This is a genomic window from Kineococcus sp. NBC_00420 (genome assembly GCF_036021035.1).
Classification (GTDB): domain Bacteria; phylum Actinomycetota; class Actinomycetes; order Actinomycetales; family Kineococcaceae; genus Kineococcus.
On the sequence record NZ_CP107930.1, the window covers coordinates 3,950,397 to 3,974,018 of the forward strand.

At 72.6% G+C, this 23,622-nt stretch carries 20 protein-coding genes; 10 read left to right on the forward strand and 10 right to left on the reverse strand.

Translation table 11 applies throughout. The annotated features are described in order from the left end of the window. Positions 1 to 2 precede the first annotated feature (2 nt). From OG218_RS19505 to OG218_RS19535, 7 genes are read left to right on the forward strand one after another with little or no spacing between them, the layout of a single operon-like run. The gene (locus tag OG218_RS19505; RefSeq protein ID WP_328294886.1) at positions 3 to 899 is read left to right on the forward strand and encodes an ABC transporter permease; all 897 of its coding nucleotides are present in this window, start codon (positions 3 to 5) and stop codon (positions 897 to 899) included. Beyond that, entirely contained in the window at positions 899 to 1,678 is a 780-nt protein-coding gene (locus tag OG218_RS19510; RefSeq protein ID WP_328294887.1) for an ABC transporter ATP-binding protein, read from the forward strand. The genes OG218_RS19505 and OG218_RS19510 overlap by 1 nt, the downstream gene beginning before the upstream one ends. Further along, positions 1,675 to 3,240 carry a hypothetical protein gene (locus OG218_RS19515; RefSeq protein ID WP_328294888.1) on the forward strand — a complete coding sequence of 522 codons (1,566 nt, stop codon included), beginning with the start codon at positions 1,675 to 1,677 and terminating at the stop codon, positions 3,238 to 3,240. The genes OG218_RS19510 and OG218_RS19515 overlap by 4 nt, the downstream gene beginning before the upstream one ends. After that, complete coding sequence (locus OG218_RS19520; protein ID WP_328294889.1) at positions 3,237 to 3,746, forward strand: phosphatase PAP2 family protein; 510 nt, start codon at positions 3,237 to 3,239, stop codon at positions 3,744 to 3,746. Before OG218_RS19515 ends, OG218_RS19520 begins: the two co-directional genes overlap by 4 nt. Continuing rightward, positions 3,743 to 4,645: a decaprenyl-phosphate phosphoribosyltransferase gene (locus OG218_RS19525; RefSeq protein ID WP_328294890.1), complete on the forward strand. Its 903-nt coding sequence runs from the start codon at positions 3,743 to 3,745 to the stop codon at positions 4,643 to 4,645. The genes OG218_RS19520 and OG218_RS19525 overlap by 4 nt, the downstream gene beginning before the upstream one ends. After that, complete coding sequence (locus OG218_RS19530) at positions 4,645 to 5,076, forward strand: GtrA family protein (RefSeq protein WP_328296266.1); 432 nt, start codon at positions 4,645 to 4,647, stop codon at positions 5,074 to 5,076. The genes OG218_RS19525 and OG218_RS19530 overlap by 1 nt, the downstream gene beginning before the upstream one ends. Continuing rightward, complete coding sequence (locus tag OG218_RS19535) at positions 5,069 to 6,166, forward strand: glycosyltransferase family 87 protein (protein WP_328294891.1); 1,098 nt, start codon at positions 5,069 to 5,071, stop codon at positions 6,164 to 6,166. Before OG218_RS19530 ends, OG218_RS19535 begins: the two co-directional genes overlap by 8 nt. Here the strand turns inward: OG218_RS19535 and OG218_RS19540 are convergent. After that, on the reverse strand, positions 6,138 to 7,280 hold the full coding sequence (locus OG218_RS19540; protein WP_442906532.1) for a low temperature requirement protein A: 1,143 nt from the start codon (positions 7,278 to 7,280) through the stop codon (positions 6,138 to 6,140). The genes OG218_RS19535 and OG218_RS19540 overlap by 29 nt on opposite strands. Positions 7,281 to 7,345: 65 nt before the next feature. Between OG218_RS19540 and OG218_RS19545 the strand changes: the two genes are divergently transcribed. Further along, positions 7,346 to 8,131 (forward strand): phosphotransferase, encoded by a 786-nt coding sequence (locus OG218_RS19545; protein WP_328294893.1) that lies wholly within the window; start codon positions 7,346 to 7,348, stop codon positions 8,129 to 8,131. On the opposite strand, the gene OG218_RS19550 is transcribed toward OG218_RS19545, so the two are convergent. From OG218_RS19550 to OG218_RS19575, 6 genes are all read right to left on the reverse strand, one after another. After that, positions 8,104 to 8,931 (reverse strand): DUF559 domain-containing protein, encoded by an 828-nt coding sequence (locus tag OG218_RS19550; protein ID WP_328294894.1) that lies wholly within the window; start codon positions 8,929 to 8,931, stop codon positions 8,104 to 8,106. The two genes, OG218_RS19545 and OG218_RS19550, sit on opposite strands and share 28 nt — an antisense overlap. Positions 8,932 to 9,146: 215 nt before the next feature. Then, positions 9,147 to 11,150: a SpoIID/LytB domain-containing protein gene (locus OG218_RS19555; protein WP_328294895.1), complete on the reverse strand. Its 2,004-nt coding sequence runs from the start codon at positions 11,148 to 11,150 to the stop codon at positions 9,147 to 9,149. Positions 11,151 to 11,175: 25 nt separating this feature from the next. After that, a complete protein-coding gene (locus OG218_RS19560) occupies positions 11,176 to 12,390 on the reverse strand; it encodes an LGFP repeat-containing protein (RefSeq protein WP_328294896.1) in 1,215 nt (404 codons plus the stop codon). A 1-nt stretch (position 12,391) separates the two neighbouring features. Continuing rightward, on the reverse strand, positions 12,392 to 14,338 hold the full coding sequence (locus tag OG218_RS19565; RefSeq protein ID WP_328294897.1) for an N-acetylmuramoyl-L-alanine amidase: 1,947 nt from the start codon (positions 14,336 to 14,338) through the stop codon (positions 12,392 to 12,394). A 385-nt stretch (positions 14,339 to 14,723) separates the two neighbouring features. Continuing rightward, on the reverse strand, positions 14,724 to 16,001 hold the full coding sequence (locus OG218_RS19570) for a DUF1501 domain-containing protein (RefSeq protein ID WP_328294898.1): 1,278 nt from the start codon (positions 15,999 to 16,001) through the stop codon (positions 14,724 to 14,726). A gap of 14 nt (positions 16,002 to 16,015) precedes the next feature. Further along, a complete protein-coding gene (locus OG218_RS19575; protein ID WP_328294899.1) occupies positions 16,016 to 17,488 on the reverse strand; it encodes a DUF1800 domain-containing protein in 1,473 nt (490 codons plus the stop codon). 104 nt (positions 17,489 to 17,592) lie between these two features. Between OG218_RS19575 and OG218_RS19580 the strand changes: the two genes are divergently transcribed. Continuing rightward, positions 17,593 to 18,633 (forward strand): NAD(P)-dependent alcohol dehydrogenase, encoded by a 1,041-nt coding sequence (locus tag OG218_RS19580; protein WP_328294900.1) that lies wholly within the window; start codon positions 17,593 to 17,595, stop codon positions 18,631 to 18,633. A 10-nt stretch (positions 18,634 to 18,643) separates the two neighbouring features. Next, a complete protein-coding gene (locus tag OG218_RS19585; protein WP_328294901.1) occupies positions 18,644 to 19,048 on the forward strand; it encodes a MerR family transcriptional regulator in 405 nt (134 codons plus the stop codon). Between the two features lie 25 nt (positions 19,049 to 19,073). Here the strand turns inward: OG218_RS19585 and OG218_RS19590 are convergent, their stop codons facing one another. The 3 genes from OG218_RS19590 to OG218_RS19600 all read right to left on the reverse strand — a co-directional run bounded on the left by OG218_RS19590 (position 19,074) and on the right by OG218_RS19600 (position 23,572). Further along, on the reverse strand, positions 19,074 to 20,198 hold the full coding sequence (locus OG218_RS19590; protein ID WP_328294902.1) for a diguanylate cyclase domain-containing protein: 1,125 nt from the start codon (positions 20,196 to 20,198) through the stop codon (positions 19,074 to 19,076). 130 nt (positions 20,199 to 20,328) lie between these two features. Then, entirely contained in the window at positions 20,329 to 21,945 is a 1,617-nt protein-coding gene (locus OG218_RS19595) for an N-acetylmuramoyl-L-alanine amidase (RefSeq protein ID WP_328294903.1), read from the reverse strand. 133 nt (positions 21,946 to 22,078) lie between these two features. After that, complete coding sequence (locus OG218_RS19600; RefSeq protein ID WP_328294904.1) at positions 22,079 to 23,572, reverse strand: glycosyltransferase family 39 protein; 1,494 nt, start codon at positions 23,570 to 23,572, stop codon at positions 22,079 to 22,081. Positions 23,573 to 23,622: the final 50 nt, after the last annotated feature.

The following is a 23,622-nucleotide window of genomic DNA, read 5'->3' on the forward strand; positions in this document are numbered from 1 at the left end:
GCGTGCCGACGGCCACGACCGTCACGGCGACGTCGCCGCTGGTAGCCCCGGGCCACGGCTCGGGGCTGCTGGACGTCGTCCGGTACCGGTACCTGCTGAAGCTGCTGGTCCGCAAGGAGATGCGGGTCCGCTACCGCGGCTCCGTCATGGGTCTGCTGTGGTCCTACGTGAAGCCGGGCGTGCAGTTCGCCGTCTTCTACTTCGCGATGGGGGAGTTCCTCAAGCTCAACGAGAGCGTCCCCAACTTCGCGGTGTACCTGTTCTCCGGCATCGTGGTGATCAACTTCTACACCGAGGCGTTCGGCAACGCGACGCGCTCGGTGGTCGGCAACGCTCCGCTGATCAAGAAGATCTTCCTGCCCCGGGAACTGTTCTCGGTGTCCTCGGCGTGGGTCGCGGCGATCCACTTCCTGCCCCAGCTGATCGTCCTGCTGGTGGCCTGCTTCGTCACGGGCTGGCGTCCCGGGGTCGTGCAGATCCTGGCGGGTCTGCTGGGTTTCGTGATCGTGGCCGTGCTCTCGGTGGGGCTGGGGCTGCTCTTCGGTGCGGTCAACGTGCTGTACCGGGACTTCGAGAACATCGTGGACCTGCTGCTGATGATCGTGACCTGGACCTCGCCCGTCCTCTACGACTGGCAGAAGGTCGCCGCCGCGACCGGCGGTCCGAACTCCCTGTTCATGACCCTCTACCAGCTGAACCCGGTGACGGCGGCCGTCGAGCTGTTCCACTGGGCGTTCTGGTACCCGACCGGCGACGTCCGTGACGCCGTGGCCCCGGTCGTGCTGCCGCCGCACCTGCTGTGGTCGGGTCTGTGGGGTCTCCTCATCGCTCTCGTGATGCTCGCGCTGGGACAGTTCGTGTTCCGCCGCATCGAGGGCCGTTTCGCGCAGGAGCTGTGATGAGCGTGACGACTTCCTCCGACTCCCCGGTGCCGGGCGCCGCCGCGGCCGACGCACCCACCGCGATCGAGGTCCACGGCCTGGTCAAGGACTTCACCCTCCGCCACAACCGCTCCCTCAAGGAGCTGGCGATGGCGAAGATCCGCAAGCGTCCGATCTCGGACAACTTCCGCGCGCTGCACAGCATCGACCTCGAGGTCCGCCAGGGCGAGTCCCTGGCCCTGCTCGGGTTCAACGGGTCGGGCAAGTCGACGCTGCTGAAGCTGATCTCCGGGGTCATGCGCCCGGACCAGGGCACCATCGGGGTCCGCGGCCGCATCGCCGGGCTCATCGAGGTCGGTGCCGGGTTCCACCCCGACCTGACGGGGCGGGAGAACGTCTACCTCAACGGCGCCATCCTCGGGATGGACGAGGCGACGATCAACGAACGCTTCGACGACATCGTCGCGTTCAGCGAGATCGAGCGCTTCATCGACACCGAGGTGAAGTTCTACTCCTCCGGGATGTTCCTGCGCCTCGCCTTCGCCGTCGCGGTGCACACCGACCCCGAGGTCTTCCTCATCGACGAGATCCTCTCCGTCGGCGACGAGCCGTTCCAGAAGAAGTGCCTGGCCCGGATCGAGGAACTGCGCGCCGAGGGCCGCACGCTCGTCATCGTCAGCCACGACCTCGACATGGTCGCGAACCTCTGCACCCGCGGGATCCTGCTCGAGCAGGGTCGCATCGTGGCCGACGACACCGCGACCCGCGTCGTCGCCCGCATGCGCGGTGAGGCGTGACCGCCACGACGACACCGGGGACGGGGCGGCCGCGCACGGCCGGACCCGCCGCCTCCCGCTTCGGGACCTTCGTCCCCGCCCTCGTGGTCGGCGTCCTCGCGGCCGCCACCTTCGTCCTCGTCCACCGGGCCCTGGTCGACGACGCCTACATCACCCTCGCCTACGCGCGGAACCTCGCGCTGCACGGGACGTGGGGGCTGCTGTCGAACGTCGAGTCCAACACCGCGACGTCACCGTTGTGGGTGCTGCTGCTCGCCGGGGTCACCGCCGTCGTGCGCCGGCCCGTCGTCGCGCTGGGCATCCTGCACGTCGTGATGGCCGTGGCCCTCACCCTCTCGCTGACCTCCGCGGCCCGTCGCACGGGACTGCCGGCGTGGGTGGGTCCGGTCGCGGCGGTCGCGATCGGGGTCAACCCGCTGCTGCTGAGTTCCGTCGGCCTCGAGTCGGCGTTCCTCGTGCTGCTGCTGTCGTTGCTGCTGCTCACCGCGGTCCGCGGGGCCGCGCTGCCCTACGGGCTGGTCGCGGGCGCCGTCGTGCTGACCCGGATGGACGCCTCCGTCGTGGTCGTCGTCCTCACCCTGCTGACCCCGGCCGTGCTGAAGCGGGTCTGGATCGCCGTCCCCGCCGCCCTGGTCGTGGTGCTCCCGTGGATGGCGTGGAGCTGGTTCGCCCTGGGCTCCGCCGTCCCGGACACCGTCGTCATCAAGACGCTGCAGAAGGCGTGGGAGCAGTACGACGTCCACAACGGCATGCAGCTCTACGTCGAGGTCTACGGGCTGACGGCCGTCCTCGCGTTCCTGCCGGTGCTGCTGGGCGGGCTCGGTTGGTTCGTGCTCGTGGGGTTCGGCTGGACCCGTCGCCGGTCGGCGACGAGCGCCCCGAGCGAGCTGCGGGTGTGGCCGTGGCTGGCGCTGGGGATCGCGGGCGTCGCGCACTACGTGGCGCTGAGCGTCCTCGGCGTGCCGCCGTACCACTGGTACTACGCGGTGCTGGTGTCGGCGTCGACGATGGTCGGGGCCGCGGCCCTCGGTGCCTGCTTCCGCGGCCTGGAACTGCGCCCCGTCGCGCTCGGGGCGAGCGCGGCGGCCGTCGTCCTGCTCGTGGCGAGCGTCGGCTCCGACCTGCGGGCCGGGACGCCGTGGGCGCTGGCCCCGATCCAGACGAACTGGGCCCACCCGGCCCGCTACACCGAGATCGCCCTCGACGTGAAGACGATCCTGCAGCAGCAGGGGGGTCCGCAGTACGTGACCTCGCCCGGTGAGGTCGGGCACCTGGCCTACGTCTGCGACTGCGTCGTCGACTACTTCGGCGACCCGGCCCGGGTGCAGCCGATGATCGACCAGGTCGAGGCCGGGGCCTCGCCCCTGGAGAAGCGGCTGCTGGAGTGGAACTTCACGCACCGCGACGCGTCCGCACCGCCCGTTCCGGTGGCGGGGGAGTTGTTCCGCTACGACCGGGGGACCGAACCGCCCGCGGCGCAAGGGCTGCCGACCTGGCCGATCACCACGACCTGGGACATGGTCCCCTCCGACATCGTCCTGCAACCGGTGGGTGGCGCGTGAGCCCGTTGTCCTCGATCGCCGCGGCCGACCTGCGCGTCCTGCGCGGCGTCCAGTCCGCGGTGACCTTCCCCGGCGCCGTCCCCACGGCGACGGCCCTCTCGCACGCGGGGGAGCACGCCGCCGCGTGGATCGGCCTCGGCACCGTCGGGTTCCTGCTCGACCGGTCCCGCCGCCGGGAGTGGGCGATCGCCACGGCGTCGGTGGTCGCCGCGCACGGCGCCTCCGTCGTGCTCAAGCGCGTCGCGCGCCGGCACCGCCCGCTGGACCACCACGTCCAGGTCCGGGTCGGCACACCCAGCCGCTGGAGCATGCCCTCCTCGCACGCGACGTCGACGACGGCCGCCGCGGTCGCGTTCGCGCCGCTGCTGCCGGTCCCGACGTGGCCGCTGGTCCCCGCGATGGCCCTGTCCCGGCTCGTGCTCGGCGTGCACTACCCGAGCGACGTCACCGCCGGTGCCCTCCTCGGCGCCGCGACGACGGTCGTGGTCCGCCGGATCGCCTCGTGACCACCCAGGAGCGCTCGATCACCCCGTCCACGTCCCGGCTGCCCGCCTGGTTGCGGGCGATGCGCCCGCGGCAGTGGGTCAAGAACGTCCTCGTCCTCGCGCCGGTGTTCCCGGCCGGATCGCAGGTCGGGCTGGACACCCTCACCGGGGTGGGCGTCGCGTTCGTGCTGTTCTGCCTCGTGTCGAGCTCGATCTACCTCATCAACGACGCGAAGGACGTCGAGGCCGACCGCGCCCACCCGCGCAAGCGGTTCCGCCCGATCGCGTCGGGGGAGCTGTCCTCCCGGACCGCCGTCGTCCTCGCGATCGTGCTCGCCGTGCTCGCCCTGGGGTTCGGCACCTTCTGGCAGCCGATGCTCGGGGTCGTCCTCGGGGTGTACTTCGCGATCCAGCTCGCGTACTGCTTCGGGGTCAAGCACGAACCCGTCCTCGAGCTCGCCTGCGTCGCGTCGGGCTTCCTGCTGCGGATGCTCGCCGGCGGCACCGCGGGTGACATCCCGCTGTCGGGGTGGTTCCTGCTCACCACGGCGTTCGGTTCGCTGTTCATGGCGGCCGGCAAGCGCTACGGCGAGGCCCGTCGCGGGGAGCTCACCGGTGAACCGGTGCGCCGGGTCGTGCAGAAGTACTCCACCACCTACCTGCGGTTCGTCTGGACGCTCGCGGCGACGGTCGTCGTCACGACCTACGCGCTGTGGGCGATCGAGGTCCTGGTCGCCCAGACCGGCACGAACCTCGCGACCCTGACCATCGTCCCGTTCATCCTCGCCGTCCTGCGCTACGCCGTCGACGTGGACGCGGGCAACGCCGAGGAACCCGAGGAGATCGCCCTGCACGACCGGGTGCTGCTGGCCCTCGCCGTGGTGTGGTGCGGCTCGCTGCTGCTGGCGGTGTGGCTCTGATGCGCGAGTTCCTGCGCTCCGAGCGCATGGGCGAGGTCGTCCGGTTCCTCATCTCGGGCGGGATCGCCTACCTCGCCGACCTCCTGGTCTTCAACCTGCTGCTGCTCGCCGGGGTCGACTCGATCCTGGCGAAGGTCGTCTCCAGCGTCATCGCGATCTTCATCGCGTTCCTGGGCAGCCGCTACTACACGTGGCGCGACCGGCGCAGCGAGCACCCCGGCCGCGAGTACGCGATGTTCTTCCTGTTCTCCGCGATCGCGGCGGGCCTGCAGCTGCTGTGCCTGGCGATCACCCACAACGGCCTCGGCTGGACGTCGGCGCTGGCCGACAACATCTCCGGCAACGTCGTGGGGATGGCCATCGCGATGGTGTTCCGGTTCCTGACCTTCCGGACGTTCGTCTTCCCGGACCGCTCCGTCACCCGTGCGTGACCGTCGCTTCCTGGGCCCCGCGCTGCTGGGGGCCGTGGTGGCCGTCGCGATCGTCCTCTCCGGGGTCGGCCAGGAGTCGTGGGAACGCGGCTACGACCTCGCGGTCTACCGCGACGGCGCACGGGACCTGCTGGCCGGTCGCGACCTGTACCTGCGCGAGACCTACCGCGGGCACTGGTTCGTCTACCCGCCCTTCGCGGCGGTCCTCTTCCTGCCGTTGCTGCTCCTCCCGGCCTCCGCGGACCTCCTCGTGTGGGACGCGGTGCTGCTCGGGGTCACGGTGTGGGGGACCTGGCGGGTCTTCCGGTCCTTCGGCGCCGCGCTGTCCGCGGGTCTCGGTGTCGCGTTCGTCCTGCTGAGCGACCCGTTCCGGGAGGCGCTGGTGCTCGGGCAGATCAGCCCGCTCGTCGTGCTCGGGCTGGTGCTCGGGTGCCTCTACGGCGGGCGGGGCGGATCGATCCCCGCCGCGTTGTCGGCGGCGGTGAAGGTGACCCCGGCACTCGTCGTGGCGGCGCTGCTGAACCGGCAGGCGCGACGGTGGTTCGCGCTGCCCGTCGTCGTGGTCGGGGCCGTCCTGACCCTGCTCGGGGTGCTCGTCTCACCCCGGTCGGCGGTGTCCTACTTCGGGGGCCTGCTCTGGGACTCCGCCCGGGTCGCCGCCCCGGGGACGACGACGAACAACTCCCTGGCCGGGGCGTTCGCCCACGCCGGGGTGCCGACGTGGCCCGCGCTGGTGCTCAGCGTCCCGTTGCTGGTGACCGTCGCCGTGGTGGCGCGGCGCTGCGACTGGCTGGACCGGACGGCTCGCATCCGGTTCGGGCTGCTCGTCTCCCTGGTGACGTGCCTCGTGTCGCCGGTGACGTGGTCGCACCACGCGCTGGCCGCGCCGATCGCCGTCGTGGTGCTGTTCGCCCTCGGGCGGTACCGGCCGCTGGTGGTGCTGGCCGGCGTCCCGTGGTTGCTGCCGGTGCTGCAGTGGGGGCCCGTGCTCAGCGAGACCCGGCCGGTGTCGTTGCTGGTGCTCGTCGTCCTGCTGGTGCGGCGACGACCGCGAGCCTCGGTCACCCCACCGGAGCCGGCGACCGCGTAGGCACCGGGGGACGGACCACCAGCACCGCGACGACGACCGCCATGACCACGGCCGTCAGGGTCACGGGGACGGGCAGCACGGGGTCGAGCAGCACGAGCAGCGCACCGACCGGGACGACGGTGTTGACGAGGCGGTCGGCGCTCTGCCGGATCGCGAGGAACCAGATCCCGAGGACGAACACCGCGACGGGGACGGTCACCGTGAACGAGGCGGCGACGTCGCCGAGTTCGCCCTTCCCCGCGAGGTGCTCGATCTCCACCTCGATCCCGGCGGAGAACGCGCCCGCGGCGGCGAACACGAAGTAGTGCAGGTAGCCGTAGCGGAGGGAACTGCTGAGGTCGCGGATCACCCGGTGGTGCGGCGGCCAGAAGTAGGTCCACCACATCGCCGCCGTCACGACGAGGGTGAGGACGGCGATGGAGATCAGCGGTCGCAGCGCCTCGGCGTCGTGCAGGGCCTCGATGACCGCGTTGGCCGATCCGAGCAGGCTCTCGCCCAGCAGGATGAGGGTGAAGAGGCCGTACCGCTCGGTGATGTGGTGCGTGTGCCACGGCGTCCGGCCCTGGCGTTCCGCCACGACGGGGACGGCGATCTCGGCCAGGGCCAGGACGACGAACGCGGGGACCGCGAGGTCCTCGGGCAGGGCGAGGAACGCGATCCAGAACACCTGCACGATGGCGATGCCCAGCGCGTACACGACCGTCGTCCGCCGACGGGGCCCCGCGCTCCGCGCCGCGCGGAGCCACTGCGCGATCATCGCGACGCGCATGACGACGTAGCCGACGACGGTGATCGTGAAGTCGGAGTGCTCGAACGCCGGTTGCACCCCGGCCGCGAGGATCAGGACCCCGGCCATCTGGAGGATCGTGAGGACGCGGTAGAGCCAGTCGTCGGTGGCGAAGCTCGTGGCGAACCAGGTGAAGTTCATCCACGCCCACCAGATGGCGAAGAACAGCAACAGGTAGTGCGTGAGGGCGTACCCGACGTCGCCGTCGGAGAGGGAGTGGTGGAACTCGGCCGCCGTGATGCTCACGGCCACCACGAACACCAGGTCGAAGAACAGTTCCAGCGAGGACGCGACCCGTCCCGGTTCCTGCGGGTCGCGGGCCCGCATCGGGATCAGGCGGGCACGGGCGCTCGTCTCGGTCACGCGCCGACGGTAGCGGGTAGCGTCGGGCCGTGGAGGAGGCGCTGCGAGGGGGGTACCTGTCCGCGCCGGTCCGGCGAGGTGACACCGTCGTGCGGCCGACCGGACCGTGGAGTCCGGGAGTTCACCGCTTGCTGGGCGCGTTGGTCGAGCGGGGTTTCCCCTCCGCCCCGCGGCTCCTCTCGGTCGACGCCACCACCGAAACCCTGACGTTCGTGCCCGGTCAGGCCGGGACGTACCCGGTGAGCGCGGTCCAGCGGTCGGACGCCGCCCTCGTCTCGGTCGCCCGAACCCTGCGCTCGCTGCACGACACCACGTCGGGTCTCGACCTGGCGGGGGAGTGGCAGGCCCGGACGGTCCTGCCCGTCGAGGTCGACTGCTTCGGCCACAACGACCTCGGACCGTACAACGTCGTCTTCGACGGCTCCGAGGTGGTGGCCTTCATTGACTGGGACCTCGCGGGACCCTCGAACCGCGTCTGGGACCTCTGCTACGCCGCCCACCGCTTCGCGCCCCTGTCTGCGCCGCGGTCGACGGTGGCCTTCGGTTGGGATCCGGTGCCCGACCAGGGCGTCCGGTTGCGGACGTTCTTGCACGCCTACGGACGCCCGGTCGACGTCGGGTACCTGCTCGACCTGCTCGTCGTGCGGCTCTCCGCGCTCGCTGCGAACATCGAACTCCAGGTCTCCCGGGGTGATCCCGCCTACGAGCGGCACCGCGACGAGCGGCACGGGGACGGCTACCGCGAGGACGTCGGGTGGATCCTCGGCCACCGGGCGGAGTGGGTCGTTCAGGCGGCGGGTCGTCCGGCGGTGTGAACGTCGCGGACCACTGCGAGCCACCACCCCCGCTGCCGGACGACCTGGTCCCAGCTGAACCGCAGCACGACGAATCCCCGTCGCCGCAGTTCGGCGTCCCGACGGAGGTCCTCGTTGCGTCGTTCGCGTGCGGAGTGGAAGGTGAAACCGTCCACCTCGACGACCAGCCAGTCGTCGATGACGAAGTCGGTCCGGCCGGCTGGTTCCAGCACACGCTGGGTTCGCAGCGGATACCCCTCGTCGAGGAGGTCGACACGCGCGATGCTCTCCAGCGCCGAATCGCACACCGGGTCGGCCAGGGTGATCAGCCCACGACGGGGATCGTTGCGGTTCATCCGACGGGCTGCGTCCTCCAGTTCCTCGACCGTGACGAGGCCGCGCCGCAGGGCGTGGTCGAGGGGGACGAGTGCGAAACGCCGTGGGAGGCAGCGCAGGCAGTCCAGGACGGTGGTCAGGGGATCGGTGCACCCGTCGAGGTCACGGACCTCCCTGCGGTGCACCACCGTCCCCGGCCAGGTGCCGCGTGAGCCGGGAGGACTGGTGATGTGCGGCCGTGAGGGTGGGTCGACGAGGTCGAGCCCGAGGGCGGCCGCCGCGGTGTGGCAACTGCGGACACCCCCGAGGACGGCGGCCGCGACGAGTTCGGGGTGGGTGTCCAGCAGCGCGTACACGCCCCGGCTGGGCTGGACGACCTCGCCGACGGCGACGGCTGCTCGCAGGGCACGTCGGGACGTCCTGAGGTGCAGCCGTTCGAACCGTGCGGCGCCACCGCACTCGCGGAGGGCTTCGAGGGGGTCCATGGCCGGAAAGGTTGCCCGAACGGTGGCTCGGCTGCTCAGAGGCCTGTGGACAACGAGGGGGCGTACACGATTGCTAGCTCCATTCAACGACACACCGGGAGACTCGGGCGGTTCAACGGCGTGTCGTCGAATGGAGCTAGCAGTTCTGTTCGCCGACCGTGTGGTGCTCCACCACCAGCGGGGGCGACGACGGGGAGCACCACAGCGTGTGAGCGTCAGCTGCGGGCGACCGTGCGGGTGGTCGAGTCGTAGGTGAGCGTTCCGCCCTGGAAGGTCTGCGAGACGCGGGAGCCGTTCCACTGCTCGTCGGCCGTGGGCATGCCCAGGGAACCGTTCTCCCACCCCTGGGCGGCCCAGGTGGTGAGGAGCGCCCCGCGCACCGCGTGCGCACCGGTCGCGGCGGAGTAGTAGATCGACCCGCCCTGGAAGGGGGTGAACCAGCCCCGTCCGTTCGGCAGGGCGGCGTCCCCGGAGGTGGGGAAACCCAGACCGTTCTCCCAGCCGAGCTGACCGTACTTCTGCAGGATCGCGCCACGGACCTCGTGGGCGCCGGTCGTGGGGGACCAGTAGATCGACCCGCCCTGGAACCGGGTGAACCAGCCCGCCCCGTTCGGCGTGGGCGCGTCGCTGCTCACCGGCAGGCCCAGGCCCGTCTCCCACCCGAGGGAGGCCCACCGGCGGAGGATGTCCCCGCGGACGGCCTGCGCGCCGGTGGCCGCGGACCAGTAGATCGACCCGCCCTGGAAGTGGGTGTAGTAGGCGTTCCCGCCGGGAACCCGGCTGTCACCGGTCGTGGGGAAACCGAGGCCGGTCTCCCAGCCCATCGCGGCCCACTTGCTGCGGATGGCGCCGCGGACCTCGTGCGCACCGGTCGCCGCGGAGGCGTAGATCGAACCGCCCGCGTAGTGCTGGTAGGCGCCCTGGCCGTTCGGGGTGGTGAGTTCACCGGTGGTGGCCCCGCCCATCGTGCCGCCCGCACCGCCGAGGGCGTCGTACTGCAGCTGCACCGCACTGACGATGGCGAAGTAGTCCGACCGCAGGGCACCCAGCTGACGCAGTTTCGTCCCCGTCACCGCGACGCTGCCGTTGGTGCAGACGAGGGTCGCGCCGGTGACGCGGCCGCCGTAGTCGCCGCGACCGTCGCGGGCCTTGACGACGATGCCCGTCGCGGCGCCACCGGGGGCGCAGCCCGCGTTGAAGGCCGCGGCGGACACGGTGTTCGTCCAGGCGGCCACGGTGTCCCCGGGGGCGGTGCGGCCCGGCGCGGAGAACGGGTCCTCCTTGGCGACGAGGTACGGCTTGGAACCCGCGACCGTCCACCCTCCGTTGGAGGAGGAGAACTGGGTGAAGGCGACCTGGCCGGAGGAGGCGCGGATCTCACCGGCGGTCGCGGCGATCGCCGAGTTCGTCGACGACGGCGTCGTCCAGGTCTGCGCCCCGTTCCTGTCCCGGCTCTCCGCACCCCGGTACACCTGGCACGCGGTCGTGTCGCAGATGTCGGTCTGCGCCTGCGCGTTCAGCACGGACAGCGCGTAGCTGCGGGCCGCCACGGCCTGGGCCTTGAGCGCCTCCGCGTTCCAGGATGAGGGGGACTCGGCGGGCACGACCCCGCGCAGGTAGGTCTCGAGCGGGACGTCGTTGACGACGGTCAGGGTCGGACCGGTGACGATGCGGATGACCCCGTCGTAGCGGACGAAGGAACCGTCGCCCTTCTGCAGCATCACCCCGTCGGGACCGCTGATGGTGACGGAACCACCCCACGTCTGGTTCCCGCCGCCGTCGACGGTGCCGGAGAGCCCGGAGCCGCTCGGCGCGACGACCAGCCGCTGCCCGGCGCCGACCTTCTGGTCGGTGCCGGAGATGGACAACGGCTGGCCCGTGGGCGCGTAGACGGCGACGGCGGCGTTGGCGAACGACGTCAGTCCGACCCGCAGCGTCCGGTTCTCGCGCGAGGCGACGTCGGTGCCCGGGTAGTAGAAGTCGAGGATCGTGCGGTAGCCCTGGCCGGCGACGGCGCGCGACTGGGCCCCCCACTGCGACATGCCGATCCCGTGGCCGAACCCGTGGCCCACGAACGTGAACGAACCCCCGCTGGCGGGGCGCACCTCGTCGGCGGCCGCCGGGCCCGCGGTGAGGGTTCCGGCCGTGAGGGCCAGGGCGGTTCCGGCGATGACACCGGTGAGGCCGGTGACCAGGCGGGAGAGGGGGGTGCGTGTCATGTCGTCCTCCGGGGACTCGCGCGGTTCAGTGGTTCAGCGAGATCGAGGTGCTGCGGCGGACGGCGTCCCACACGAGGTAACCGCCCTGGAAGTCGAGGCGCAAGCCCCCCGGAAGGGGGTGCTCCTCGCCCACCGGGAAACCCAGCGGGCCGTTCTCCCAGCCCGAGGCGGCCCACGCGTCGCGGAACGCGCCGCGGACGGCGTGCGCACCGGTCGACGGCGACCAGTACACGGAACCGCCCTCGAAGTGGGTGTAGGTCCCCGGTCTCGTGGGCGTGCGCTGGTCGCCCGTCGTCGGGAAACCGAGACCGGTCTCCCACCCCAGTGCCGCCCAGCGGTCCCGGACCGCCCCGCGGACCTCGTGGGCCCCCGTCGCGGGGGACCAGTAGATCGAGCCGCCCTGGAAGTGGTTGTAGGCGCCGGCGCGCTGCGGGGTGCGCTGTTCGTCGGTGAGCGGCGCACCGAGCGCGGACGTGGCGCCGAGGGAGGTGAACCGGCCCGCGATGGCGCCGTGCACCTCGCGCACCGGCGTCGTGGGGGAGGAGTAGACGCTGCCGTAGCGGTAGTCGCGGCGCTGGACGCCCGTCGCGGACGTCGTGCGCCGGCCGCCGACGTCGGCGCCGAGGACGGAGCGGTCCCCGCCGAGGGCGATCCAGTGGCCCGTCAGCGGGTCGGCCGTCCCGCTCCACCACGAGGTCTCGCGGGCCGCGCCGGAGAACGTCAACGACAGGTGGACGTGGCTCGTGTGCGGGTCGGGACCGGTGTACGGCTGCCACCCGGCGGCGGGGTCGTACGCCTTCCACACCGAACGGTTCCAGATGACGTACATGACCCCGAGCCGGCGGGCGTTGACGGCGGTGTTCCCCTGCTCGTCCGGCGCCAGCAACCAGGTGGTGAACTCCTGGGCGAGGGCCGCCTGCGCCGGGTCCGCGGCGTCCAGCGCCCAGTCCAGCGCGCGGCCGTCGGAGTGCTCGGAGACCGGGACGCCGTTCGCCGGGCAGTCCCGGGAGGTGCCCACGGTCTGCTTCCCGTACGTGTCCCTGATCAGCTGCGCGAGCGCCAGGGTGCCCGGACGGGGTGCGGCGCAGGAGATCGGCGCCTGGTAGCGCGCGGGCAGCGCGTCGACGTCGGCGGGAACCCCCGCGGGGGTGCGGGGTGCCGCCGACGCCGCCGACGGCGCCAGCAGGCACGTCAACGTCGCGGCGAGGACTCCCGCCACGACGTTCCGCCGACGTCCCACGTCACTTCTGCTTCGCGGTGATCTTGCCGGTGGAGCGGTTCCAGGTCAGGGTTCCGCCCTCGAAGTCCATCCGCAGCCCGCCGTCGACGGAGTACTCGTCCTTGGTCGGGAAACCCAGCCAGGAGTTCTCCCAGCCGAGACCGGCCCAGGTCTCGCGGAACGCGCCGCGCACGGCGTGGGCGCCGGTCGCGGGGCTCCAGTAGATCGAGCCGCCCTGGAAGTGGTTGTAGAAACCCTTGCCGTTCGGGGTCGCGGTGTCGTCGATCGTGGGGAAACCCATGCCGCGTTCCCAGCCGAGGGCGGCCCAGCGGGCCCGGATGTCCCCGGCGGTCCAGTGGGCTCCGGTGGCCCCGGAGTAGTAGATGGAACCGCCCTGGAAGTGCGTGAACCAGCCGCCCGCGGCCTTCGAGTCGCCCGTCACGGGGAACCCGGCGGGGCCGCCCTCCCAGCCCAGCGCGGCCCACTTGCTGCGGATCGCGCCGCGCACGTCGTGCGCCCCGGTGGCCGCGGACCAGTAGATCGAGCCGTTCTGGAAGTGGTTGTAGGAACCGCCCTTGGCCTTGGAGTCGTCGGTCGTCGGGAACCCGAGCCCGTTCTCCCAGCCGAGGTTCCCCCAGGCCGCCAGGATCGCGCCGCGCACCGTGTGCGCACCGGTGGTCCTGTTCCAGTAGATCGCGCCGCCGGTGTAGAAGCGGTAGGAACCGCTCCCACCGGGGGTGTCGTTCTCGGGGGTGGTCGGTGCGCCGAGCACGGCGGCCCCGCCGACGGCGGCGTACTTCGAGTCGATCGCGGTGCTGGTGGCGGCACCCATGAGCTGGGCGACGCGGGCGCGGATGCTGTCCATCCGGGTGAAGCCGACGTTGCCGGGGCAGGCCGTGAAACCCACGTCGCGGTGGGCGTTGATCGTCCGGAGCTTCACGGTCGTGCCGGGGGAGTAGCGCGCGGTGCCGCCGCCGGCGGAGGTGAGGTAGGTGACCCCGTCGGCGGGCAGGCCGTACATCGACAGCTTCCAGGCGATGACCTGCGCCACGGAGTCGAGGCACTCGGCGCTCGGCGCGACGGAGGTGAAGTCGCCCATCATCGAGACGCCGAAGGTGTCGGCGTTGAAACCACCGGCGTGGGCGCCCACGACCGGTTGGGTGATCCCGCCGGCGCGACCCTCCCAGATGCCACCGAAGCGGTCGACGACGAAGTTGTACCCGAGGTCCGCCCAGCCCAGGGAGACCGTGTGGTAGCGGTACATTCCGCGGATCACCGAGGGGACCTCGGACTGGCTGTAGGTCCCGCCGTCGGCGGTGTGGTGCACCACGCAGGCCTTGATGGTGTCGCTGTAGCTCGCGCCGCCCTTGCGCAGGGACTCGTCGGCGCCCCAGTCCGCCCGGGAGCGGATCCTCGGTTGCGGGACGGCCTTCGGGCTGGCCTTGACCTCCGAGGCGAGGGTGCTGCGGGAGAGCGCGGAGCTCTCACCGGCGTCGACGAGCTGCAGGTGGGCGTCGGCGACGTCGGTCGCGGGCAGGCGCACCTGGACGGTCGCGCCGGCGCCGAGGGCGCCGACCCAGGTGGGGTCCGAGGCCGTCACGGAGCGTCGCCCCTCGGCGGTGTCCGGGTCGGGTTCGGAGTCGTTGAGGGGGAGGTCGCTCCAGGCGGTCCAGTCGCCGCCGGCCTTGCGCACCCGCAGCGAGACGGTGTCCGTGGAGGCGCCGGAGGGGAAGGTCACGCCGAGCATGTGGCCGCCGTCGACGTCGACGGAGACGACGGTCAGCCCACCGGTGGAGAGCAGACCGGCGCTGCGCCGGCCACCGAGCGGGTAGGCGCGGGTCGAGCCACCGACCTGGAGGGCCGCGGGGGCCAGGGCGCTCGCGGAGGTCTGCCCGCACAGCAGGGCGGCGCCGGCCGCCCCTCCGGCGAGGAGGGCGCGACGGGACAGGGGGGTGGTGACGGACCGCATCTGGGCTCGTTCCTCCTTCTGGCGTGGGGCGACGATCACCCCGTGGGTCACACCCACACGGGTGAACGCTCGGCTCCGGCATCGGCTGACCCACGGCGGACCTTGAGCGTGTCGCTGCTGTCCTGTGCGCCATCCGTCACGCAAAGTAGGTGACGATGCCAGTGGTGTACAAGGTGCGTGAGTGCACAACTGCGTAACACCTCTGTGGTCACTCACTCACTCTACGTCACAATCGTCCGTCCAGCCCCAGTTCTGAGGGCCGAGATGTGGTCTTCACCAAGGGTTCGAGTTGTTCGGGAACGACGAAGCCCCCCGGCCCGCAGGGGGCTCGGAGGGCTCGTCCAGCCCCTTCTCAGACTCAGGGGCACGTCACGCAGAGTGATGGCTACGTCGAACGGACGACCCCCAGAGGGGTGCCCGAGAACCCCGGGAAGATCGTCGCGAGCGAACCCGCCCCGCACCGCTTCTGCAGCACCTCGCCGATGATCGAGCGGTAGTCGCTCGTCCCGGCGAGGTCCCCGTCGACGAGCCGGTCGGCCCCCAGGCCCGGCCAGACGCCGTGGACCCTGCCGCCGACGACGCCGCCGCCGAGCAGCAGGACGGCGTTGCCGTGACCGTGGTCCAGACCGCCCGAGGCGTTCTCCCCGACCCGACGGCCGAACTCCGACAACGTCACGAGGGTGGTGGAGGCGAAGGAGCCGCCGAGGTCGGTCGCGAAGGCCGCCAACGACGAGGACAGCTCCGTGAGCTTCTCCTTCATCCACCCGCCGTCGACCCGGCCGAGGCCGGCGTGCATGTCCCAGTCGCCGTAGTCCAGGGCGATCACCTGGACCGGGGCGCCGGACTTCTTGAGCACGGCGGCCTGGGCGAGCGCCTTGCCGAGGTCGGTGTCGGGGTAGCTCGCCCCGTTCGCCGGACCGCTCGCGGTGCTCTTGAGTGCGGCGACCCCCTCCATCGCGGTGATGAGGGTGCCCGCGGGGGCCGCGACCTCGGGGCGGGCGCCCGTGTGCATGCGACGCAGCGCCGCGTGCCAGGTCGGCCGGTCGTCGCCCGGGCCGATGAGGTTGAAACCCGCGAGGGACGTCATCGTCGTCTCCTGGCCGGGCCCGGCGAACGAGCGCGGGGTGGTGTTGGAGATGCCGACCACGTTCAGCACCGAACCCGTGCCCAGCGAGCCGAGGGTGCGGTCGATCCAGCCGGTGCGGACCGAGGAACCCGGGGCGGCGAGTTCCATCTGCTCCATCGCGGCGAAGTGCGAACGCGTCGGGTCGGACTGGCCGACGGCGTGCACGACCCCGAAGGTCCCGTTGCGCCACAGCGGCATCAGCGGGGCCATCGCCGGGTGCAGGCCGAACGTCTGGTCCAGGCCGAGCAGCGTGGACCGCGGGACGGCGATGTTCGGGCGGGCCGCGTAGTACCCCGCGTCGCCGCCGGGCACGACGGCCGACAACCCGTCGAAACCCCCGTGCAGGCTCAGCACGACCAGGGTCTCGCCGTTCCAGCCGGACCCGGCGAAGGAGACCTGGGTGGAGACGTCGCCCACGGTGTAGGTGGTCGCACCCGCGGCCGCCGCGGCCAGCGCCGCGCGCAGCACGGTCCGGCGGGAGACGAGCTTCGAACCCTCGTCGCAGCCGCAGCGGTCGGCGTCCTCGAACTTCGACACGTCAGGGTCCTTCCTCAGCGGATCGTGAACGTCGGGCCGTCGAGCGTGAGCGCGACGACGTAGCGCAGGTTGTCCTGGACCCACCGGTCGTTCCTCGAGACCGGCGCTCCGGGCTGGCGGTTCGCGTACATCAGCAGCGCCGCCTTCTCGTCCGCGGTCAACGGGCTCCCCGTGAGGCGGACGCCCAGCGCGTCGACCAGCGCGCCCCAGGTGCCGGGGAAGTCGCCCAGCAGGTCCGGCGCCTTGGCGAAGGGCAGCTCGGGCGGGTACCAGCCGGCGGCGAAGTCCATGTGCCGGTTCCAGCGCGAGAGCGTGCCGCTGGGGGAGATCCAGGCCGCGGCCACGTCGGGGTACCCGTTGGGGGCGCCCCAGGCCATCGGCGCGTGCCCCTGGTCCAGCACGTGCCAGAACAGCTTGGTGATGCCGCCGGTGCCGCTGGACTCCATGCCGGTGCCCAGCGTCCGCAGGGTCGCGACGTAGTCCTCCTGCGGGGTGCGGACCTTCTGGCCCGCCGCGGACCAGAACTCGGCGGAGTCGAACAGCGTGCGCAGCACCGCGACGACCTGACCACCGGTGCTGGTCCAGGTCTGGGCCATCCGGTCGATCAGCGCCGCCGGGGGGTTGTCGGAGACGAACCGGGTGGCGATCCTCGTGCTGAGGCGGCGCGCGGTGGCCGGGTGGACCGCCAGCCAGCGCAGGTAGGCGTCGATCCAGCCGTTCCCGTCCGCCGGGGCGTGCGGGGGGACGACGAAGCCGAAGACGGTGCGGCCGCCGCCGTCGTGGCGACCGGCGTCGTAGACCGCGGAACCGTCCGCGGCGATCGTCAGGCCGGTCAGCAACCGGGCGGAGTTCTTGACGTCGGCCTCGGTGTACCCGGCGTCGACGCCGACGGTGTGCAGTTCCAGCAGTTCCCGACCGTAGTTCTCGTTCGGCTTCGCCGCGGTCGAGCTCGCGTTGTCCAGGTAGTTCAGCATCGCCTGGTGGCGGGCCGAGGCGACCAGCATGTCGGGGAAGCTCCCGAACGCGAACCGGCGGATCACGTTGCGGTCGTAGTCCTGCCGGCTGTACCAGGCGTCGGAACTCGGGCAGGTGACGTGCAGGACGTTGTTGAAGACGTCGACGACGACCTCGAACAGCTGCCGGTTGCTCCAGATCTGGCGGGCCAGCGTGAGGCGGCCCGTCTCGAGCATCGCGTTCCACTCCGTCGCCGCGTACCCGCCGGCGTAGAGCTGCTGGGCGCTGCGCCAGTAGAAGCTCATCCGGCCGGCGAAGGAGTCCATCGCGGCGTCGTCGACCGCGCCGGGAGCGAGCTGGCGGTCCAGCCAGGCCGCGGTGCCGAGCCTCGCGACCTCGGCCAGGGACGCCGGGGTGGGGCCCCAGCTGGCGCGGCGCAGCAGGTGCAGCCGGTCGGCGGCGCTCTCGTGCGCGAACGGCGACGCCGCGGGGCGTCGGCGGCCTCGGGTGACGGTGGCGGCGGAGGAAGGCACGCGACCTGTTCGGCAGGGGATCTCCGAAGCTTGAGCCGACCGGGTGGGCGGGCTGCGGACCGGGCCTTGCGCTGGAGTGCCCTCCAGCGCCTAGCGTCCCCGGCATGCGGACGACGACAGGCCTGGCGCTGCTCGCGCCGGGCGGAACCTTGCAGCCCTCGACCATCGAACGGCGGGACCTGCGCCCGGACGACCTCGCGGTGCGGGTCACGTGGTGCGGCGTCTGCCACACCGACCTGCACGCGGTGCAGGACGCGGGCAGCGGCCCGCTCGTCCCGGGGCACGAGTTCGTGGGCGTGGTGAGCGAGGTGGGGACGCAGGTCACCCGCTTCGCCGTCGGTGACACGGTCGCGGTCGGCAACATCGTCGACTCCTGCGGGACGTGCGCCTCCTGTCGCGCCGGTGACGAGCAGTTCTGCGCCGAGTTCCCGACCCTGACCTACGGCGGGAGGGACCGCGTCGACGGCTCCACCACGTCGGGCGCGTACGCGGGGGAGTACGTCGTGCGCGAGGGGTTCGCCTACGCCCTGCCCGCCGGGATGGACCCCGCCGGCGCGGCCCCGCTGATGTGCGCCGGGGTGACGGTCTTCGAACCGTTGCGCCGCTTCGGGGTGGGGGCGGGGGACCGGGTGGGGGTCGTCGGGCTCGGTGGGCTGGGTCACCTCGCGGTGAAGTTCGCCCGGGCGATGGGGGCGGAGGTCTCGGTGTTCACGACCTCGCAGGCGAAGGTGGAGGACGCCCGTTCGCTCGGGGTCGAGGACGTCGTGGTCTCCCGCGACGCCGACGCGATGGCCGCCGTGGCCGGCCGGTTCGACGTCGTGCTGGACACCGCGTCGGCCAAGCACGACCTCTCGCCGTACCTGCGCAGCCTGCGTGCGGACGGCACGTTGTGCGTCCTCGGCATCCCCGACCGCTACGAGGCCGATCCGATGGCCCTCATGCAGGGGTTCAAGCGGCTGACCGCCTCGGGCAGCGGCGGGCGCCCCCGGACCCGGGAGATGCTGGACTTCGCCGCCGCGCACGGGATCAGCGCGGACGTCGAGGTCGTGACCCCGGCGGAGATCACGACGGCCTTCGAACGGCTGGGACGCGGGGACGTCCGCTGGCGGTTCGTCCTGGACACCGCGTCCCTGGCTCAGGCGTAGCGTCGTGGCCGTGACCACCCCGGACGCCGCCGGGCTCGGGATCCGTGAGGTCTCCGAGTCCACCGGACTCAGCGTCGACGCGCTGCGCTGGTACGAGAAGGAGGGGCTGCTCCCGCAGGTCGGGCGCCGCGCCGACGGTCGCCGGGTCTACGGCCCCGGCGCCGTCCGCTTCGTGCAGCTCGTCCAGGCGTTGCGCCGCACCGGGATGCCCGTCGCGCAGGTGCGGACGTTCGTGCAGCTCGGGCCGGGGACGCCCGGGAACAGCGCCGTGCGGCTGGAGGTGCTGCTCCGGCAGCAGGAACTCGTCGCGCACCGGATGGCCGAACTGCGTCGCGACGAGGAGGTCCTGCGCCGCAAGGTCGAGAACTACCGCTACCTCATCGCGAACGGACTCGACTGCGAGGACGAGTCCTGAACCCCGCCTCCCCGGGGGGAGGGGTTCAGGTGACCTGAGCGGTCTGGGCGGCTGCACCACCGTCGGTGCGGTCACGGTGGTGACGGGCCTTGGCCGCGTACATCGCCGCGTCCGCTCGGCGCAGCAGCTCGTCGAGGGTGGCCGGCTCGGTGCTGACGGCGGTGCCGATGCTGGCCGAGACGCGGACCACGGTCCCGTCGAGGTCGTACGGAGCCCGCAGCGCGGCGCCCGTGCGAGCGGCCACCTCCGCCACGACCGCAGCGTCCCCGGTGGCCAGCACCACGACGAACTCGTCACCGCCCAGACGGGCCAGTCCGTCGCCGGGACGCAGGAGCCCGGCCATGCGGTCCGCGGCCAGACGCAGCAGCAGGTCTCCGGCGGCGTGCCCGTACCGGTCGTTGACGGGTTTGAAGTGGTCCAGGTCGACGTAGATGACCGCGACGGTGCTCACGGCGTCCACCTCGGGAACGGCCGCGTCGCCCAGGTGCCGGGTGAAGTGCTCCTGCAGCCCGGTGCGGTTCAGCCGTCCGGTCAGTGCGTCGTGGGTCGCGGCGTGCAGCAGCGCGTCGTGGCGGCTGCGCCGCTCGACGTCCAGGGCAGCGCCCTGAGCCTCGCGCTGGGCGGTGATCAGGGCGGTGTTGCCGATCAGGGCCAGGGACACCACCAGGGTGATCACCGCAGCCACCAGGTCCAGGGACCGGGGCAGGTACGAGGGCGACCAGCCGACCTGCACCGACACCTGCAGCGCCACGCTCAGCACCAGCGTCATCACCGCGCAGGGTCGCCAGGCCCGTGCCCCGCTCCACTGCAGGTGCACGCCGGCCACCAGGGCGGCCAGGACGGGGAAGAGGAAGGAGACCCCGGTCGTGGCGATGGTCGCGGCGAAGAGGGCACCGGCGATCGTGAGGCGGAGCCAGAGGCGGTTGTCCAGGCGGCCTCCGCCGAGCCGGCGTTGCACCGGATCGGTGCGCACGAGCAGGATGGCCGGCCAGCCGACCACCTGCGTCCACCACGGCGAGTACACCGCCTCGTCGGGCAGCGCCCACCAGGCCAGCCCGGCCAGGGCGGCGCCGACCGCCGCGGCGGCGGTCAGGCGCAACCCCGTGCCTCGCCCACCGTCCGCCACACCGCCCCCGAGTTCGAGTCGCACCTCTCCGCAGATCGTCGCGTCATCGATCCATCGGTGCTCGGGACAGCTGCCTCGATCCGGCGAACGAGTGAGCTCCCGGGTCTCGACGACCTCGGTCAGGCGCCCGACGCCACGATCCCGGGGGCCCGCCTCACCCGACCCGCACCCTCCCGGTCGAGGCGTTCCACCGCAGCCGTCCTCCCTCGAAGTCCGAGGCCCGTCCGCCGGGGACGCCGTACTCGTCGCTGGTGGGGAAGCCCAGGGGGGACGTCTCCCAGCCCATCGCCGCCCAGGTCTGCCGGATCGCGCCCAGCACCACGTGCGGTCCGGCGCCGGCCCGCCGGTAGATCGAGCCGTTCTCGAAGTGCGTCACGCTGCCGCTGCCGCCGGCGAAGTCGGTGGTGTCCATCGTCGGGAAACCCAGCGGGGACCACTCCCAGCCGATCGAGGCGAACTTCGCCCGGTGGGTCCCGCGCACGACGAACGCGCCGAGGCCCGGCCGGAAGAGGATCGACCCCTCCTCGTAGTGCCGGAACCGGCCGCCGCGCAGGGCGTCGCCCTCGTCACTCGTGGGGGCGCCGAGCAGGCTCCGGCCGCCGACGTCGCCGTACTTGCGGGCGATCGGCGAACCCGCGGCCTTCGAGCCGCCCGCCAGCAGCGCCGCGACCCGGCCGCGCACGTCGTCCATCCGGGTGTAGCCGACGTCGCCGGGGCACGCCGTGTACCCGACGTCGCGGTGGCCGTTGATCGTGCGCAGCGACACCGTCTCGCCCGCGGGGTAGCGCGCGGTCCCGCCGCCGGCGGAGGTGAGCCGGGCGGGGGCGTCGGCGTCCAGGTCGTGCAGCGCGAACTTCCAGGCGATGATCGCGGCGACCGACTGCAGGCACGCGTCGCTGGGGGCCTTCGAGGTGAAGTCGCCCATCATCGACACGCCGAAGGTGTCGGCGTTGAACCCGCCGGCGTGCGCGCCGACGACGGGTCGGGCGGTGCCGCCGGCGCGACCCTCCCAGATCCCGCCGAAGCGGTCGACGACGACGTTGTAGCCGAGGTCGTTCCAGCCCAACGTCTGCGTGTGGTAGCGGTACATCCCGCGGATGACGCTCGGCACCTGCGACGCCGAGTAGTCGCCCCCGTCGGCGGTGTGGTGCACCACGGCGGCCCTGATCGTCGCGCTGTACTCGACCTCGCCGCGGCGCAGCGACTCGTCGGCACCCCACTCGGCGCGGGAGCGGACGCCCGGTCCGGTGGAGGACGCGAGCGTCACGGCGGTCCGTGACGTGGCGGCGGGTCCGGGGGCGACGACCTCCAGGCGGGCGTGCCCCGCGTCCTCGGCCGGCAGGCGGACCTCCACGACCGCACCCGGACCGAGCTCACCCGTCCACACCGGGTCGCAGGCCACGACCTCCGGCTCCGCCGACCCCGGGTCGGGGGCGCTGTCGCCGAGGGCCAGGTCGATCCACGGGCCGACCACGCCGGCGCGCGTCACCCGCAGCGACACCGAGGTGGCGCGGGTCCCGGCGGGGAAGCTGACGCCGAGCATGCTGGCGCCGTGGATGCCGTCGAGGGGGACGCGCACGGTGCGCAGCCCGCCCGAGGTGAGGAGCGCGCGGGCCGGACCCGCGACGTCGGAGAGGGCCAGCGACGTGACACCTCCGGCGGGGGAGGCGGCCCGGGCGGGGGTGGGGACCGCGGGGACGGCGAGCACCGCGAGGGCGCCACCGACCCCGAGCAGCGTGGTGCGGCGCGACACGGGCAGGGGCGAGGGCATGGGGGAGGGTGCTCCGTCCGTCGAGGGTTCGTGACGGAACGTAGGTGATCGGTGGAGGGGTTGTACATGGAGGGTCAGGAGTGACCGGTGTGACGAGCGAGGATCGTCATCGGGTCGACACCTCGGGTTCGCGTCAGCGCGACGCCGCGCCGGTGTCCTCCAGGACGTACAGCTTCACGCTGAACGCCCGCTTGTCCTCCGTCGACACCAGCCGGTAGCCGCGGTTCAGCAGACGGACCGTCTCGCGGTCCTCCGCGGTCTTGGTGACCACCGGTCCGACCCCGCCGATGACCCAGATCCGCCCAACGCCGGCCATCGCCGACCACAGGTGCGGTGCCTCGACGGTCGTGCCGACAAGGGTCGCGGACTCGGCGGCGGGCTCGGCCAGGGCGATGTCGTCCAGGCCCGCGAAGGCCTCGGGGTAGAGCTGGGTCAGCACGCGGTAGCGGTACTCCCCGTCGGGCACGAACAGCAGGCCGTCACCGGGCTGGGCGTGGGCCCGGACGTACTCGGCGGTGCCCCGCAGGTCCTCGGCGTGCCCGATGGTGGGGGAGCGGAAGACGAACTGCATGTGCAGCCCCGTCAGCGCCATGGCCGCGACGAGGGCGCCGGCCACGACCGCGGTGCGGCGGACGCGGACCGCGGCCGTCACCACGACGGCCAGGAACAGGCAGGTCCCCGGCGCGACGAAGACGAGGTAGCGCGTCGTCCACAACGGGTGGACCTGCGAGAGCGCCCACAGCAGCGGCCACGGCAGGACGCCCCAGAGGAACCCGAGCAGCTGCAGCCGCCGGGCCCGCGCCCAGCGCAACCCCACCAGCGTGGTGAGGCCCGCCACGACCAGCGCGACGGTGGAGGAGCCGAGGGCGAAGTCGACGTGCGCGCCGAGCTCCGCCGTCGTCGGCCTCTGCAGGAACGCGACCTGACCGGACTGCCGGCTCTGGGCCAGCAGCAGCGGGACCGCGAGGACCACCCCCGTCCCGGCGGCCACGGCGGCCCGCCAGCGGACCCGGCGCGGCCCGGTCAGGGCCCATCCCGCGTGCGCGACGAGCACCAGCGCGGCGACGGTGTTGAACGCGACGAGGAGCGGGATCGTCAGCGTGTACGCGACCCACCAGCCCGCACGCCGGGCCGCGCACGCCCGCAGCAGCAAGTACGTGCCCAGCGTCGCGACGAGGGTGGCGAGCGCGTAGGGCCGCGCCTCCTGCGCGTAGCGGCTGACGAAGGGCATCGAGACGAACAGGGCGGCCGCGGCGACCCCCGTGATCCGGGCCGTGACCGGCCCGACCGCCCCGGCCGCCGCGCGACGCGCCACCCCGTAGAGCGCCGCCACGGTCAGCGAGGCCGCCACGACGGAGATCCACCGGGCCTGGACGACGTCGACGCCGGAGCCGAACAACGCGTGGGCCAGGAAGTAGAAGGGCGCGTGCACGAGGTCGACGTGCTGGACGAGCCTCCAGATCTGCTCCGGGGTGCGGGAGGCGACGGCGATCGTCACGGCCTCGTCGCGCCACGGGCTCGGCGTCCCCAGCCGCCAGGAGAAGACGACGGCTCCCGCGATGGCCGCGAGCAGGCCGATCAGGACGTCGACCCGGCCGCGGGGGACGGTCTCGCGCAGGCCGGGCACGGCGGCGCGACCGCGTGCCGCGGGGATCGCGCCGGTGCCGGGGCGGGCGT